This window comes from Bacillus ndiopicus, assembly GCF_000612805.1.
In the GTDB taxonomy this organism is placed as follows: Bacteria; Bacillota; Bacilli; order Bacillales_A; family Planococcaceae; genus Metasolibacillus; species Metasolibacillus ndiopicus.
On record NZ_HG964406.1, the window covers coordinates 300,328 to 316,088 of the forward strand.

At 37.3% G+C, this 15,761-nt stretch carries 15 protein-coding genes; 1 reads left to right on the forward strand and 14 read right to left on the reverse strand.

The genetic code is table 11. The features are described 5' to 3' along the window. Window positions 1-87: 87 nt before the first annotated feature. The 5 genes from TY13_RS12855 to TY13_RS12875 all read right to left on the reverse strand — a co-directional run bounded on the left by TY13_RS12855 (window position 88) and on the right by TY13_RS12875 (window position 5,643). Window positions 88-2,019 (reverse strand): FtsX-like permease family protein, encoded by a 1,932-nt coding sequence (locus TY13_RS12855; protein WP_042476612.1) that lies wholly within the window; start codon window positions 2,017-2,019, stop codon window positions 88-90. Next, entirely contained in the window at window positions 1,991-2,764 is a 774-nt protein-coding gene (locus tag TY13_RS12860; RefSeq protein WP_042476618.1) for an ABC transporter ATP-binding protein, read from the reverse strand. The genes TY13_RS12855 and TY13_RS12860 overlap by 29 nt, the downstream gene beginning before the upstream one ends. A gap of 2 nt (window positions 2,765-2,766) precedes the next feature. After that, window positions 2,767-3,765, reverse strand: a complete 999-nt coding sequence (locus tag TY13_RS12865; RefSeq protein WP_042476623.1) for a sensor histidine kinase — start codon at window positions 3,763-3,765, stop codon at window positions 2,767-2,769. After that, window positions 3,765-4,469: a response regulator transcription factor gene (locus TY13_RS12870; protein WP_042476626.1), complete on the reverse strand. Its 705-nt coding sequence runs from the start codon at window positions 4,467-4,469 to the stop codon at window positions 3,765-3,767. Before TY13_RS12870 ends, TY13_RS12865 begins: the two co-directional genes overlap by 1 nt. A 181-nt stretch (window positions 4,470-4,650) precedes the next feature. Next, window positions 4,651-5,643 (reverse strand): lipoate--protein ligase, encoded by a 993-nt coding sequence (locus TY13_RS12875; RefSeq protein WP_042476628.1) that lies wholly within the window; start codon window positions 5,641-5,643, stop codon window positions 4,651-4,653. A 142-nt stretch (window positions 5,644-5,785) separates the two neighbouring features. On the opposite strand from TY13_RS12875, the gene yhfH reads away from it, so the two are divergent. After that, window positions 5,786-5,911: a protein YhfH gene (gene yhfH / locus TY13_RS20215; RefSeq protein ID WP_074432967.1), complete on the forward strand. Its 126-nt coding sequence runs from the start codon at window positions 5,786-5,788 to the stop codon at window positions 5,909-5,911. A 104-nt stretch (window positions 5,912-6,015) separates the two neighbouring features. On the opposite strand, the gene TY13_RS21330 is transcribed toward yhfH, so the two are convergent. The 9 genes from TY13_RS21330 to hemH form a co-directional block, all read right to left on the reverse strand. After that, window positions 6,016-6,138, reverse strand: a complete 123-nt coding sequence (locus TY13_RS21330; protein ID WP_154661605.1) for an S-layer homology domain-containing protein — start codon at window positions 6,136-6,138, stop codon at window positions 6,016-6,018. A 256-nt stretch (window positions 6,139-6,394) separates the two neighbouring features. Next, on the reverse strand, window positions 6,395-8,584 hold the full coding sequence (locus TY13_RS12880) for a YhgE/Pip domain-containing protein (RefSeq protein WP_230199438.1): 2,190 nt from the start codon (window positions 8,582-8,584) through the stop codon (window positions 6,395-6,397). A 97-nt stretch (window positions 8,585-8,681) separates the two neighbouring features. Beyond that, complete coding sequence (locus TY13_RS12885; protein ID WP_042476633.1) at window positions 8,682-9,254, reverse strand: TetR/AcrR family transcriptional regulator; 573 nt, start codon at window positions 9,252-9,254, stop codon at window positions 8,682-8,684. 129 nt (window positions 9,255-9,383) lie between these two features. Then, the gene (locus TY13_RS12890; RefSeq protein ID WP_042476634.1) at window positions 9,384-9,875 is read right to left on the reverse strand and encodes a FixH family protein; all 492 of its coding nucleotides are present in this window, start codon (window positions 9,873-9,875) and stop codon (window positions 9,384-9,386) included. Between the two features lie 3 nt (window positions 9,876-9,878). Next, window positions 9,879-11,267 (reverse strand): sensor histidine kinase, encoded by a 1,389-nt coding sequence (locus TY13_RS12895; protein ID WP_042476638.1) that lies wholly within the window; start codon window positions 11,265-11,267, stop codon window positions 9,879-9,881. Continuing rightward, a complete protein-coding gene (locus TY13_RS12900) occupies window positions 11,264-11,956 on the reverse strand; it encodes a response regulator transcription factor (protein ID WP_074432964.1) in 693 nt (230 codons plus the stop codon). The genes TY13_RS12895 and TY13_RS12900 overlap by 4 nt, the downstream gene beginning before the upstream one ends. Beyond that, window positions 11,957-12,907, reverse strand: coding sequence for a YncE family protein (locus TY13_RS12905; protein ID WP_154661606.1), 951 nt, complete (start codon window positions 12,905-12,907; stop codon window positions 11,957-11,959). 127 nt (window positions 12,908-13,034) lie between these two features. Then, entirely contained in the window at window positions 13,035-14,471 is a 1,437-nt protein-coding gene (gene hemY, locus TY13_RS12910) for a protoporphyrinogen oxidase (protein ID WP_042476644.1), read from the reverse strand. A 347-nt stretch (window positions 14,472-14,818) separates the two neighbouring features. After that, complete coding sequence (gene hemH / locus TY13_RS12915) at window positions 14,819-15,757, reverse strand: ferrochelatase (protein WP_042476648.1); 939 nt, start codon at window positions 15,755-15,757, stop codon at window positions 14,819-14,821. Window positions 15,758-15,761: the final 4 nt, after the last annotated feature.

A 15,761-nucleotide genomic window follows, 5' to 3' on the forward strand; every position in this document is an offset into this window, starting at 1 on the left:
ATTCATTTTATATTATTTTAAAATAAAAATTTCGATATTACAATAGTTTTCAAGCGATTGTGCAAAAATTCTGTCGATAATACCATTTTATGATCGTACATGTGCAATATAGCGCCATCTAATCAAATAAAAATAAATGACTTGAATCATAACTATAAAGGTGAATGCCAGGACAATCTCTTTCCCAAGCGATACATTCATTACATTTTTTAAAATAGCTTGTAATACTAAAAAAGCGAATATACTATGCACAAGTGCTAGCCCCCAAGGTAAGAAAAATTGTGGAAATAAATAGCGTGTAATTAGGTTTTTTTGCTCGCTATCTGTTAGCCCCATGCGCTTTAATACGTCAAACTGTTTCTTTTCTCGCTCTAAGCTCGTATATAGCTTGAAGTAAATGAAACTCCCTGCTGCCAGTAAGAATACCGCAACAACTAACAAGCCAACTAAAGTAAACAATGAATAGGCAGCTAGTATATAAGAATAATTTAACCCCGCATTTTCAAAGTAAAATGGCAGTGTATAAGAATCCTTTAAATACGCCTCAGCAACAGCATAATGTAGCTCTAAACCAATATTGGCGGCTTCTGCCCAATTGGCTATATCAAATGCATACAAATGATAGCTTGGCATAACAATATCTGCGAGCTCAAACGGTTTAGTAATTCTTTCAAAATCCTCATCGCTTACGATAATGGCATTGCGACTAATAATCGCATCAGGGAAAATAAGCTTTGGATAAACGCTATTTATAACAAGATCAACATTATTTTCTTTTAATGTTGTTCGCACAGTTGTATTTTCAAGCTCTTTTATCGAATCATCTGAATAAGCGATGAACATTGCTTCTCCTTGCTCAAGACGTACCATCGAATAACCATATGAGAAGAGTAACTGATTAATATCCGTTGCACTAAATACTTCGACAGAGTTGGAAGTATGTGTAGATGTTTGCCTCTTCACAACAAAACGCGTTAAATTATACGATAATCCAGCTTCCTCCAGCTCATAAATCAATGAAGAAATATGTGCAACTTCATACGGATTATCTACATTTCCTTTATAAATAATGCCTAAAGGATTTAGCTTATCGTATTGAGATGTATAAGATGATAAAGCAGATAACACACCTACACATAAAAAGGCTAGTGTTGAAACAAGAGTTACAACGACAAACATCTTTCGATTGCTATACATAATATGCCCTTGCTCAGCAAGTGATAGCATTCGTGTTTTTCTCCAATATACCTTCTTGCGTTTCTTTATTCGTTCAATAAAAGCTAATATCGTATCAGTAAATAAAAAATACGTACCGATTGTGGAGATGATCGGGATGATTAATAGCAAAATTGGCAATGTCATAAAAGTTGTAATAATCGCTAATATATAGCCAAAACCAATTAAAAATATACCTAAAAATGCGCGAATTTTTGAATATCCACTTGATACATTAATATATTGTTGACCTTTTAATAAATCAATAAGCTTTGCCTCACGCGTCATTAACACACTTATAAAAGAAATAACGACAAAGGCGCTAATAAACACCGTTAACGTTAAAACAAATGGCTCCCACGAAAAATACAGTGGTAGCTCATCTAAATATAAAATTTCACGAACAATCATAAAGAAAAACTTTGAAAAGGCATAGCCAAATGCGATACCAAATATGCTAGAAATAGTGCCAATTAACATTGTTTCTAAAAAAACAAGCTTGCTTAATTGCTTTTTTTCCATACCGAGATGTAGCAAAATTGCAAACTCTTTAGAACGTGCCTCTAAAAAAGCCTTCATCGAATAGAAAATAAAAAACCAAGAAAAAAGCATCAAAATAACTTCTGCAACAAGCATTCCAAGTAATGAAACATTCCCTAAAAAGCCCTTTTCACTTGCTGGATGAAACATTAGCATCGAGTAAATGAAAAAAACAAAAACGGAGAAAAAACTAGCCATAAAAAAGGCTGCATATACGCGAAAATTGCGAAAAACGTTACGGTAAGCGAATTGTTGAAAGGTCACCCACTTGCCCCCCTAATAAACTTAAAACATTTAAAATGCGCTGGAAAAATGTTTGGCGACGGTCATCTGAATAAATTTCATTAAAAAACTCGCCATCTTTAATAAATAGCACACGGTCACAATAGCTTGCGGCAATTGGGTCATGCGTTACCATCACGATTGTTGCCTGGCGCTCCTTATTAATTTTACTTAATAACTCCAGCACCTCTCTTGATGCATGTGAATCAAGGTTTCCAGTAGGCTCATCAGCTAATATGATGGAAGGCTGATGAATCAATGCTCTAGCAATTGCTGTACGCTGTGCCTGTCCACCTGAAATTTCATTCGGACGCTTTTCTAAAATTGATTCGATGCCTAGTTGCTCAGCTAAAACAGCTAGCCGTTTTTCCATTACTTGCAAAGGCTGATTATCTAGCGTTAATGGTAAAACGATATTTTCCTCCACTGTTAGCATAGGCAATAAATTAAAGTCTTGGAAAACGAAACCGAGCTGACGACGACGAAAATAAGCAAGCTCCGTTTTATTCAAATTTTGAGGCTTTATTTTTTCTAAAATAATTTCCCCTGATGTCGGATGGTCAATTGTCGAAATAATATTTAATAATGTTGTTTTTCCGCTACCAGATGGTCCCATAATCGCTAAAAACTCACCTTTTTCCACTTCAAAGCTTAGCTGATTGAGCGCGCGATGTGTTACTTTTCCTTCATATACTTTTGTTACCTCATTAATTTGTAAAATCGCCACAATTATCCCCCATTCCGCTCGCTTGAAAATGTGATACGCACTGTTGTACCAACACCAACTTCCGATGTAATCATAAGCTGATGCCCTAATTTTTCGCATATTTCATTTGCTAAATATAGCCCCATTCCAGTTGATTCACCTGTTTTACGTCCATTTTCTCCTGTGAAGAAAGCTTTTGTTACCCGTGATAAATCTGATTTAGGTATACCTATTCCCTCATCTCTAATCGTTAAGGCAATGCTTCCTTCTTGCTGCTGTGCACATATTGTAATTTTTTTATTTGGCTCAAACGTGTACTTCACAGCATTGGTAATAAATTGTCCTAGTGCAAATTGCAGAGACTTTGAATCACTTGCAACAACTAACTCATCATCTATATGGACTTCTGGAAAAACACGATTCGTAATAAATAAGCGCTTATGCTCATTTACCACAGTTGTAACAATCGCCCTTAATGATACTTGTTCAACTTGCATATCATCCTCAAAGCTATCAAGGCGCGCGCTCATCAGCACCATATCCAACCCTCGCTTCAGGCGCTCAACTTCCTCCTGCACGCTTTTTTTATCTAACGGGGCATCTTCTTGTAGCAATAATTCCAAAACTGCAATTGGCGTTTTCATTTGATGAATCCATTGATTCATAAATTTATATTGGCGTGTTTGTTTAGCGTACAAGGTTTGCACCTCGTTTTGATAAACATAATAAAGCTGCTGCATATATTTTTCCGTTTGCATATATTCCATTGTTTTTGCATTTTTTTGTAACGCTTCTTCCATTGTGATTGGCAACTGCATAATTTTGCTTAAATAACGACGGCGTAACATATAGCGTACAGCTAAAAATGAAATTATCAATATCGTACTAATCACAATGCTATAAAGTGCTGTTTCAAAATTGCGAAAGCCATCTAGCCAATAAAGAAGTAACACAAATAATACGAGCAACAACTGAAAAATAATATAAGAAATATGTTCCTGTAAAAAAAGCTTTAGCCCCATTACACTTCCTCCGCGCTAAGCATAAAGCGATAACCCGCACCACGAACTGTTTCAATAACTGATTTCACATGATAATCAGATAGCTTTTTACGAACACGGGTCATATTAACATTAAGTGTATTTTCATCAACAAATGCTTGATCATCCCATAATTGCTCTAGTAATGCATCCCGTGATACAACCTTTGGTGCTTGCCCAAGGAGTAAATCTAAAATGATACATTCTTTTTTTTGTAAAGGGATAACAATATCTTTAACATGCAGCTCCATGCTTTCTAAGTATAAAGTTAGTGCGCCTTGCCTTACTGTGCGCTCCTCCTGCCTTGCAGCGTACTCCCCGTATGTACGACGTAAATGACTGCGAATTTTTGCCAACACAATTTCATAATTGAATGGCTTCGTAATAAAATCATCCCCGCCATTTTCAAGCGCAAAAATTTGATCCATTTCCCCAGAGCGCGCTGAAATAAATAGAATCGGACATGTTGTATGCTGTCTTAGCTGACGACACCAATAGTAGCCATCATAGGCAGGTAAATTTATATCAAGCAGCACCATATGAGGTGCAAAAGCTAAAAATTCATCAAGTAACGCATCAAAATCTTGTACTGTCGCTACTTCATATTGATATTTACGCAACGTTTCAGCAAGCAAGGAAGCTATTTTTTTATCATCTTCCACAATAAAAATTCGATGCTTTTCCATTTGTAAACCTCCTTCAATGTGCTATACGCACAATTTACATAGACGATTTGGTAACCGAGAAGTTTCTAAACTCCCCCTCTTTAAGCTTACATGATTTCATGCTAAAAATAAAAGTATTGAAAAAAGTTGTCCGACAAGCGGCGCATCAGCCTACTTTTCGGACAACCCACACAGCCTACTTTTAATAAATTAGCTGTAAAAAATCTTCGTTTGTAATACCACCAAAGTATTTGGCGATATCGATTTCTTTTAACGCTTCGGCAATTGCTGCGCGGTCATATTTACAGTCAATTAAAAGCTGCTCTATCTCCGCCACATCGCCAACACCAAAGAAATCCCCGTAGATTTTTATTTCTTCAATAGTGCCACGATTCACCTCTAAGCGAATATCAATTCCACCTGATGGGAAGCGATGTGTTTTTTGAATATTAAAGCGTGGCGATTTGCCATAGTTCCATTCCCATTTTTGATAGCGTTCTGCCGATAGCTCGTGAATTTTAGCCCAATCCTCATCTGTTAATTCATAGTAGCGAATATTTTCTTCGCCATCGAAAATAGATTTTAAAATGTCCATACGGAATTGTTCAACAGATATTTTTTCTGTTAAAAACTCAGAAATATTAGCAACGCGCGAGCGCACCGATTTAATCCCTTTTGATTCGATTTTATCCTTCTTCACCTTTAATGCTGATACAACTTGATCAATATCTGTATCGAACATTAGTGTACCATGGCTAAACATACGGCCGCGTGTTGCATATTGCGCATTACCTGATACTTTACGGCCTTCCGCCAAAATATCATTGCGTCCAGATAATTCTGCGTTTACTCCTAATTTAGCCAAGGCATCTACTACAGGCTGCGTGAATTTTTTATAATTGTGGAAGCTATTGCCGTCATCCTTTGTTAGGAAGCTGAAGTTCAAGTTTCCTAAATCATGATAAACAGCGCCACCGCCAGATAAGCGGCGCACAACAATAATCCCATTATCCTCTACATAGTCTGTATTAATTTCTTCAATTGTATTTTGGTTTTTGCCAATAATAATGGATGGCTGGTTGATATAGAACAGCAAAAAATCATCCTGCTCAATATCCATATTGCGCAATATGTACTCCTCAATCGCTAAGTTAATACGTGGGTCTGTAATGCCTTTATTATCAATAAAATACATGCTGTATCTCCCTTTCATCAAGTACTCATATTTATTTTAACTTAAACTGGGCGTTTTGTGTTGACGAATGCATACTGTTATAATACACTAGTTAATAATAAGTCAGTATTATAACAGTTAACTCAAGGAGGGGAAAATGCAAATGTTAGAAAACGTTGTGGAATTTTTCAGAAACTTACCAGAGAAAACTTGTGTACAATGCGGCAAAAAGATGGAAGAGCAAAGTGAATGCTACAGCCATACTTGTGAAAATTGCAACAAACTTTAATCCTGTGAATCGCATCCCTATGATGATTCTATAAATGAATTGCTTACGCTTAAAGGCAGTAGGTGGGCAAATGAAAACTTGCCTCCCTACTGCCTTTTTGCATTTTATTTTCTCATAATGTGATACATGAACGCTACAAACTGCGCTCTTGTGACAGCTTTATTCGGTCGGAAATCCCCATTATTATCAAACACAATCACTTTGCACCCTTGTACAGCAATATACACTTATCGTTATACCATATTTTTTATATTTCGTTGCTCAAAGCAGAATCAACCATTATGGCCATTTAAAAATTTATTCAGAAAGTCAAAATCTCCTATTATACATTGGCTCTACTTATTCTTTTTTAAATGAAAGGAAATATCGTAGAAACCAGTGTTTTCAACCTTATAAATAATACTTAAAGTTAATATTTCAATAAAACAGAAAAAAAATTACCCGAAAAGTGGCGCTAGCCAGCTTTTCGAGTAATTTCTTTTTTTATGCTTGTTGTTGCTTTGAATAGCGACGCGTGAAGACTAACGCGAAGTAGCCTAGTGTAATTGCTAAGCATACAAGTGTAAAGCCTGCTAATACGGCAAAGTTAAAGCCTAAGAATGCATTATCACCTGTAGAGATTGCTACTTTAAATGCTTGCACTGAGTACGTCATTGGGAAGAATGGGTTGAATGCACGTAATGGCATTGGCACTAATTCTAGTGGGAACGTACCCGCGCTTGTTGTTAATTGGATGATTAAAATTAGGATAGCGACAAAGCGTCCTGGGTCACCCAAAATTGATACAAGCATTTGAATAATAGCTAAGAATGTGAAGCTTGTTAATACTGTCGTTAATATGAACGATGGTAAGCTTTCTACTTCAATTCCTAAAAGACCAACCACGATTGCAATTGTAATAGCTGATTGGATAATACCAACTACCGCTAATACTGATACTTTACTAAAGAACCATGCGATAGGATTTGTCGGACGTACTGCAGGCTCAACAAACGGGAACACGATTGAAATTAATAATGCCCCTACGAATAATCCTAGTGAAATAAAGTATGGTGCAAAACCTGTACCATAGTTAGGTACGTGGTTTACTACTGTTTTTTCTACATCAACAGGCTGTGCGACCATTTCATAATTGGCATCACCTGAATCAACTTTTGCCTCTTCACTTGCTTCTTGTAATTTTGAAGTTAATGTTTCTGTACCATCAACAAGATCTTTCGTGCCATCAGCTAAAGTTGTAGATCCTTCAGCTAGTTCACCTGATTTTTCAGCAAGTAAAGATGTACCATCATTTAATTTGCCTGTGCCAGAAACTAAAGTATTTAAACCTGTTGCTAATTCATTAGCACCTGTCTTAGCTGCACCAGCACCTTGTTTTAATTCGCCTAATTTTTCAGCGATTGTTGCATTTCCGCCAACAATTGTATTGATACCGTTGCGTAAAGCATCGCTGTTTGCTACTAGGTTGTTTGCACCTGCTGCAATTTGTTGTTGACCTGCAAGTAGCTGACCGCTACTTTCATTTAACTTCGAAGCACCTTGCTGTAATGAGCCTGTGCTTGTAGCTAAATTATTTAAACCACCAGCTAATTGTGCACTACCTTCATTTAACTGTGTTAATGTTGCTTGTAAGGCTTGCGCTTTTTCTTCTGGAAGTGTAGCTAAAATTTGTTGCATTTGCTCAGATAGTGAGCCAATACCTGCATTTAATTTTGTTGCACTTTCACTTAATTGATTTGCACCAGCTTGTAAGTTACCTGTGCTTTGCGTTAAAGAATTTAAACCTTCATTAAATGCTTGTTGCTTCTCTACTATATTCTTTTGACCTTCAGCAACTTTCGCTGCACCGTCAGTATAATTATTAATCCCTTGCGCTAGTTGTTTTGCACCTGTTGATAACTCTCCTGCACCAGCTGCTAATTGTGAGCTACCTTGCTCCAACTTCGCTACACCATCCGCTAAGCTTGTTGCACCTGTTGCTGCCTTTTGTGCACCTTGCTTTAATTCGCTAGTACCATCAGCAAGTTCAACTGTGCTTGATGCTAACTGCTCTAAATAGCCTTGTAAATCGCCAGCACCGTCCTTAATTTTTTTGGCACCCTCGTCTAATTTAGATGCTCCATCAGCCGCCTCTGCAAAACCATCACCTAGCTTCGTAATCGAAGTAAATAATTTTTCAGCATATGTTTTTGATACTTGTGAGTTGACCTCAATTTTGATCTTTTCCATTGCTGTTTCACCAATTTGAGCACTTAAAAAGTTAAAGCCCTCGTTTGGTATATAGTCAATTACTAGTTTCGACGGTTTTTCATCTAGTAATGTAGTAGCATGTTGAGAGAAGTTTTCAGGAATACGGATAAGCATGTAATAATTGCGATCCTGCAATTGCTTTTCTGCATCCTCTGTTGCTATCTCCACAAATTTAAATTGCTCACTTGAGACGAGCTTATCTGTCAGCTCTTCACCAAGGTGCATTGTTTCTCCTTCAAATGTTGCACCAGCATCCTCGTTTACTATCGCAACTGGTAAGTTCGTTAATTGTGCATATGGATCCCAAAATGCCCATAAAAACATACCGCTGTATAGTACCGGAATGAATAATACTGCAACGATTGATACTAACATTTTACGTGTCTTGAAAATTTGCAACCATTCAGATTTAAACACTGTCATCACCTTTCTTTTTTATACGGAGTGACCATAAACGTCATCCGGTCATTTGTTGGCAATAAAAAATCAGATTTTCCAAAGTGAAAACTGATTTTTCCCCTTATTGCCTTTGTAAGCCTCTAAAAATCGTCTGCTTAAAGATATCCAAAATTTGGTCTTCGCTCATCGGCTCATCATGTATTTGCTGCCAATCTACAACAAATGCTAAATAAGATTTAAACAATAAATACGCGACGAGTGGTGGATTGCATTCGTGCACTTCACCTTTTGCCATACCCGTTTCAATACGGCTAGCAATATAAGAAATTCCCTCACTTTCGATGTCTTGAAGCATTTGCTTAACTGCTGGTGTTCGTAACTCCTTTTCCTCTTCAATTAATTTTGCGAAAAGTACATGGCGTTCTCTAAATTCCAGCATTTTCATTAATACGCTATGACCGTTTTCCGTAAACGACTTATTCGTATCAATTGTTGCGTCCATCGCTACCTTCATTTCTTTAATAAGCGATAAAACAACCTCTTTTAAAATTTCTTCTTTATTAGAGAAAAATGTATAAATCGTTCCTTTTCCGACATTTGCAATTTTAGCAACTTGTTCCATTGTTGTTCCTTTATAACCGAATAAAGAAAACGACTTTGTTGCGGCCTCCAAAATTTCTTGTCTACGATCCAATTCATTTCCCCCCTTTGCATAAAGAATAGATTTTAAATTAAAATGACCAGAAAACCATTTCGGTCATCTGGTCATTATTATACACGCCATTTAAAATATTGCAAGCATTTATTCGAAAGTTTTTTCAGTTTAATGCTTTTCTTCGGCATCCTCTTCTTTATGGTTGTTGTGATCACCTTTGTTCATTGAGTTATCGCTTTTATCATCCAGTACTTTACTCATATCTGGGCTGCCAACAATAATTTGTTGTTTCGGCATTACATGTAAACTACGTGCCGTTGTATGTGCAAACATATAATAGACACCATCATGCTCAAATTTAAACTTTGCTTTATATACACCATCTTTATCCAACTCACCATCAATCATATGCCCTTCATCTTTTAATCCAGACTCCCATACTTCAAACTGAACGCTTGCATCATCTACAGCTTCCTCGCCCTGTGTCACATAAGCAATTAAATCGATTTCCTCATTTACTGCTACCGCTTCTGGCGTTTGAATTTCAACAACAATTTCCTGTGGCATAATACCACTATCTAAAGTGTCCACTTCTGGCTCGTCATTACAAGCCGCTAAAATCATTGGTACTGCTAATAAACTTAAAAACCATTTTTTCATTATTTATTCCTCCATTAATGGTATTTTCACATTTACACATGTGCCTTTTCCTACTTCGCTCTCTATCGTTAGTTGTCCTTTATGCTGTTTAATAAGCTGCTCAACAATTGATAAGCCTAAGCCACTGCCACCATCTGACCGACTCCTTGCCTTATTCACACGATAAAAGCGCTCTGTTATATGAGATAAATCTTCCTTTGGGATACCAATACCAGTATCCTTTATCGAAATCATTGCAAAATGTTCAACAATGGAAGTCGTGATTTGTACATTGGACTCAGCAGGAGAATAGCGAATCGCATTCTCTAAAATATTAATCAAGATTTGCTTTAGCTTCTCCTCATCTCCTAAAACAATCAATTCCTCATTAAGCGTTTCACTAATGTCAATTTGCTTTAACTGTGCCGTAGCATGTAAAATAGCGGTCACTTCACGCACTGTTTCAGCAAGTACAATTGGGTAAAGCTCAAGCTTTTCCTGCTCTTGCGAAGTACGAGCTAGCTGTAACAATTCATTAGTTAAACGCTCCATACGACTAGCTTCTCTCGTAATAAGCTGAATTGCCTCGCGTTGTTCTTCCTCCGTCATATAATTTTGCCCAATCGCCTCACTATAGCCTTTAACATAGCTAATAGGTGTTCTTAGCTCATGTGAAACAGTTGCTAAAAAAGTCTTTTGCTGCTCATCCTCTTGTTGGATTGCCTGTGCCATTTGATTAAAAGCCTCAGCAAGCTGACCTACTTCATCTTTAGAAGCGACATTAACTCTTGCCTCGTAATTACCTTCAGACATTATTTCTGCTGCCTGCTGTACTTCATGAAGTGGCCGCATAATACGACGTAGTCCCTGTGCTATAAAAAAAGCTACACATAGTGAGAACAGTGCTGCCCCACCAATTAATAAACCTACTTCTGTATTTGCTAGCTCGCTAATTTTCGTTAGTGGATAGTATAAATAAATAATGCCCTCTAAGCGATTTTGCTCAGTAAATGGCAATATAACAGAAATAATTGGGCGATCAAAGCGCTTTTCATAGCCTACCTTTGTCACTGTTTGTCCTTTCAGCAATTGCTCGCGCTCATTTGGTCCGATGAGCGTATCGTAATCTATGTCAAACGGTACACAGGCACTTAATTCACGTGGATTGCGTACCGCAAATATTTGAAAATGAGAATATGCATTAAAATCTTCAATGCGTGCGATTAATGCATCGTCAACTTTCCCGCCACGATACATTGTTTGTAGCTTTTCTCCAACCTCTATCATCGACTGCTCCATATCAGATACATACAGCTCTTCATAAATGAAATTTGACAAAATATACATAAAGGCAATTGTCGCAACAAGTAAGCTACACATCAATACCCAAATTTTTGTCGTCAGCTTTTTCATAACGGTTCTCCGAATCGATAGCCAATCCCCCAAACAGTTTGAATATATTCACTTGCTTCCTTTAGCTGCTTGCCAAGCTTTAAGCGCAATGTTTTAATATGCGTATCGACAGTACGTGTGCCACCTGCGTAATCCATATTCCAAATACGCTCAAGCAATTGTTCACGAGAATAGACAATATTTGGATTCTGCATAAACAAATAAAGAATTTCATATTCCTTTAATGTAAGTGGTACTGGCACATCTTGTACCAATACTTTTCTTGATACTTCATCTATTTTAATAACACCATGCACAAGTAATTTTTGCACTGCCTGTAAATCCATTGTTTCAGTACGTCTTAGTACAGCAAAAATTCTTGCAACGACTTCATTCGCAGTAAAAGGTTTGACGATATAATCATCACCACCAATTGTTAAACCATTAACTTTATCTTCATTAGCATCCTTAGCTGTTAGAAAAATAATTGGTACATTGGATGTTTGGCGAATTGTTTTGCAAACGGTAAAGCCATCTACTTCTGGCATCATCACATCTAACAGTATTAGATCAATTGAATGTTTATTTAATTGTTCATATGCCTCGTAGCCGTTCGCTGCTGTAACCGTTTGTATTTTCTCTTTGCGCAAAACTACTTCTAGTAAGTTTCGCATATCCTGCTCATCATCTACAATTAATACAGTTGTCACTTAGGAATCCCCCCTCACAAGCAATTGAAACGGTCCTTTATCTACTGAAATAGTTTCATCTATATGACCATGCTGTATAAAATATATTTTATTATCATCATAGCCTGCAACGATAATATGGCTATTAAAATATGCAACAGCAAATGGGTTTGCCCCTACTTCTAATTGCCATTTGGGCTTGCCCGTTGGCTCTGTTACATAGAGCATATTACTCCCATGACTTATAACTGCAAGCTCATCCTCTTTCTGCGCAAAGCCAATTGGCATAAGTGGCATTGTCATAGTGGAAAGCTCTTTGCCAGATGCTAAATCTAATACCTTCACCGTCTCGTTTGAATGCATTCCTTCGCCATGACCTCCAATTAATAGTGTATCTTCCACTATCGCAAAGCCATGTGATGATTTTTCAATTGGCCACTCTGCCTGTAGTGATAAATCTTCTATTGAAACGACAGATAAAACAGTATCTTTATAATTGACAACATATAGTAAGCCTTCATGTGCAATCATCGACATTGGATAATTGCGTAAAGCAAGCTCCCCATCTGGCTCACCATATAAGTTATAGCGCATTAAGCTATTCGAACGACTATTCGTTAAAAAAATCATTTGCTCATCCACAGCATAATATGCGTTCGTTGTTCCAATACCTGTTTCTATTGTTGCTAGCTTTTTCCCTGAAGATAGCTCATAAATATCAGCCTCTGTTAGTTGATGTCCATATAATAAAACTCGGTCTTGTTGAATTAATACTGCACCAGTATACGCTTTTTCAAACGCCCAATTGGCAATTAGTTCACCTTGGCGGTCATAGAACGTTAACGAAGGTTCCAAAATATTCATAGACGCTACGAACGATTGATGCGTATTTATACCTTGGAAGCGTTCACCCGTACAGCCTACTAATAACAAGACAAAAGTAAAGATACATACGATTTTATACTTCATCATTAGCCCTCCAAATCTATCGTACTGGATAATTGTGAAATAATAATGAAATACTTACGGTAAATTTATGAACAATGATGAAAAGCGATTTAACCAAAATAAAAAATGAGCAGGGGAAGCGTGTCTTTCCCTACTCACTTTTAAGATCATACTCAAATAGCTTGGCAAGCACGTTTTGTGCCGCTTCTTTTCCCTGTGCGACACATTCGGGTACACTTATCCCCTCATAGGAGCTACCTGCTAATTGGACAGAAGGGAATTGCTGCATTAATTCCTCTTGCATCGTATGAAGTCTTTGTTCATGCCCTACTGTATATTGCGGCATGCCTTGCTTCCAACGTGTTACAACTGTAAATATAGGCTTGTCCTGTATGCCTAATAAACGTGATAAATCTTGTAAAACTGTTTTCTCTATCTCCGTGTCTGAAAGCTCTACAACAGCTTCATCACCAACACGTCCGATATAAACGCGTAATAAATCATAGTCATCAGGTGCTACATTATCCCATTTTCGGTTGCTCCACGTACAGGAAGTAATAACGAAATCGCTATTTCTAGAGACAAAAAAGCTCATTGCATCTTTGTATTTTTCAATTTGCTCACGCTTAAATGCCATCGTTACGGTAGCAATTGTTGCATAGCTCATATTTGGTAAATCTTGCATTAAATCATGCGCTTTAAATACTTCTTTCGCAACATTAAAAGGAGAAGTCATAATAATAGAATCTGCCTGTATCGGTTCTCCATTATTTACGCGTATACTTAGAGAGCCATCTGAGCCTTTATCAATCGATTCTACGCGCACCCCTTTTAAAATTGTGCACACATCTAATTGCTCTTCTATTGCTTCCACTAAAGCTTCCAAGCCATTTTGGAATGTTTCATAATAGGCTTGTTCACCAATTACATGTGGATATAAGTGCTTACCATTTTTCTTTAAACCTAATAGTAAGCTACGATGCTCCTTCTCTAGCTGAAAAAATTGTGGGAACATTGCTTGTATGCTTAAATGATCAATATCACCTGCAAATGTCCCAGCTAATAATGGCTCCACTAAATTTTCAACTACTTCTTTCCCAAATCGGCGTCTAAAAAAATCTCCGATAGGCTCATCCTCTTTTTCAGGTGATTTAGGTAATAATAAATCACCAATTGCTCGGATTTTACCTGTAAGCGAAATTAAGCCAGATGTTATTAATGAAGATACTTCAGGCGCTCCCCCTAGTAAAATACTACTTGGAATAGGATACAGCTCTCCACCAACTGCAACATATGTTTGCCCAGTATTATGGCGGACGATTTCGTCTTCAATTCCTAAATCAACAGCTAAGCTACGCACACTACCAGATTGATCGAAAAACGATTCGGGACCTCGCTCAATTATAAAACCATCTTTACGCAATGTTTGAATTTTTCCCCCAAGACGCAATGATGCTTCAATCAGTATAATTTCTATAGGTAAATTATATTTTTTAGCTTCTTGCTGCAAATAAAAGGCTGCGGATAATCCAGTGATGCCTCCACCAACAACAACAATCCTCCGTTTTTTTCTTTTCGTCACTTTCATCACTCTCTTATTTATCTTGATTTAGTAGAAAACCCCCACCTCTACAGGTGGTGAGATTAATGCTATGTATTGTTTTCTCTAATTCAGTGGGCGTACAAACACTCACTGAATCAAGATAAACGCCCAGGTGAATGTCACAGTTTTTTCGAGCAAGACCCAAAAAAGTTAGACAAAAGTTAACCAAGGCGTAATTGATAAGTATCGCATGCCATTCAAATAGTGATACCTACCATAGTAGCAGCCACACTAAAATCTAATAGTTAAATATTAATATATAAGGTAAAAATCCACAAACATATTGCGAGTGGATTTTTACCTTCATTCAACTATTTACTGTTAAAGGAATTTTATTTTGCTTCAGCGATTCTTTTATCAATTGCGTCTACCATTGCATCAATAAACAATGTGTGTGTGCTTGGCATTGCTGGTCGATAATAGCCTACACCTAACTCATCACATACGACTTTACATTCAATATCGTTGTCATATAGAACCTCTAAATGCTCCGTTACAAAGCCAACAGGTGCATAAATAAATGCCTTATAGCCATGCTCCTTGAATAAATCGCGTGTTAAATCCTGCACATCAGGACCTAACCAAGGCTCTGGCGTTTTTCCTTCTGATTGCCAGCCTACGGCAATATTATCAATTGCTGATGCTTCTTTAATTAAACGTGCTGTTTCAATTAATTGATCTTCATATGGATCGCCAGCAAGCTTAATTTTTTCAGGTAAGGAATGATTTGAAACAATTAAACAACAGTTTGCTCGTTCTTCCTCTGACATTTTAGCTAATTCGCCATCGATTGCTTGCTGCCAGTATTTAATAAATTTCGGCTCATCATACCAAGCTTCCACAGACGTAATTTTTAAAGTGCCACCTAGCTGATTCGCCGCCTCTTGTGCACGTCCATTGTATGATTTAATTGAAAATGTTGAGAAGTGAGGTGCTAATACAATGGAAACAGCCTCTGTAATGCCTTCCTTCACCATTGCCTCAACAGCATCCTCTACAAATGGCTCAATATGCTTTAAGCCAATAAACACTTTATATTCTACTTCATCCTGTACTTCATTCAAGCGTGCACATAATGCGTTAGCCTGTGCCTCTGTCATTTTCGCTAATGGTGAAATACCACCAATTGCACGATAGCGTTCCGCTAAATCATCGATATCCTCTTGTGCTGGCTTTCGTCCATGACGAATATGTGTATAATAACGCTCAATATCCTCTTCCTTGTATGGCGTACCATATGCCATTACTAATAATCCTCGTACTTGTTTCATCTTT

What these genes read in the sequence shown, in the direction of transcription:
- TY13_RS12865 (WP_042476623.1), bottom strand. Translation starts at nt 3,765, where the DNA reads ATGGGGCTAAAGCTTTTTTTACAGGAACATATTTCTTATATTATTTTT.
- TY13_RS12870 (WP_042476626.1), bottom strand. Translation starts at nt 4,469, where the DNA reads ATGGAAAAGCATCGAATTTTTATTGTGGAAGATGATAAAAAAATAGCT.
- TY13_RS12875 (WP_042476628.1), bottom strand. Translation starts at nt 5,643, where the DNA reads ATGTATTTTATTGATAATAAAGGCATTACAGACCCACGTATTAACTTA.
- yhfH (WP_074432967.1), top strand. Translation starts at nt 5,786, where the DNA reads ATGTTAGAAAACGTTGTGGAATTTTTCAGAAACTTACCAGAGAAAACT.
- TY13_RS12880 (WP_230199438.1), bottom strand. Translation starts at nt 8,584, where the DNA reads ATGACAGTGTTTAAATCTGAATGGTTGCAAATTTTCAAGACACGTAAA.
- TY13_RS12890 (WP_042476634.1), bottom strand. Translation starts at nt 9,875, where the DNA reads ATGAAAAAATGGTTTTTAAGTTTATTAGCAGTACCAATGATTTTAGCG.
- TY13_RS12895 (WP_042476638.1), bottom strand. Translation starts at nt 11,267, where the DNA reads ATGAAAAAGCTGACGACAAAAATTTGGGTATTGATGTGTAGCTTACTT.
- TY13_RS12905 (WP_154661606.1), bottom strand. Translation starts at nt 12,907, where the DNA reads ATGATGAAGTATAAAATCGTATGTATCTTTACTTTTGTCTTGTTATTA.
- hemY (WP_042476644.1), bottom strand. Translation starts at nt 14,471, where the DNA reads ATGAAAGTGACGAAAAGAAAAAAACGGAGGATTGTTGTTGTTGGTGGA.
- hemH (WP_042476648.1), bottom strand. Translation starts at nt 15,757, where the DNA reads ATGAAACAAGTACGAGGATTATTAGTAATGGCATATGGTACGCCATAC.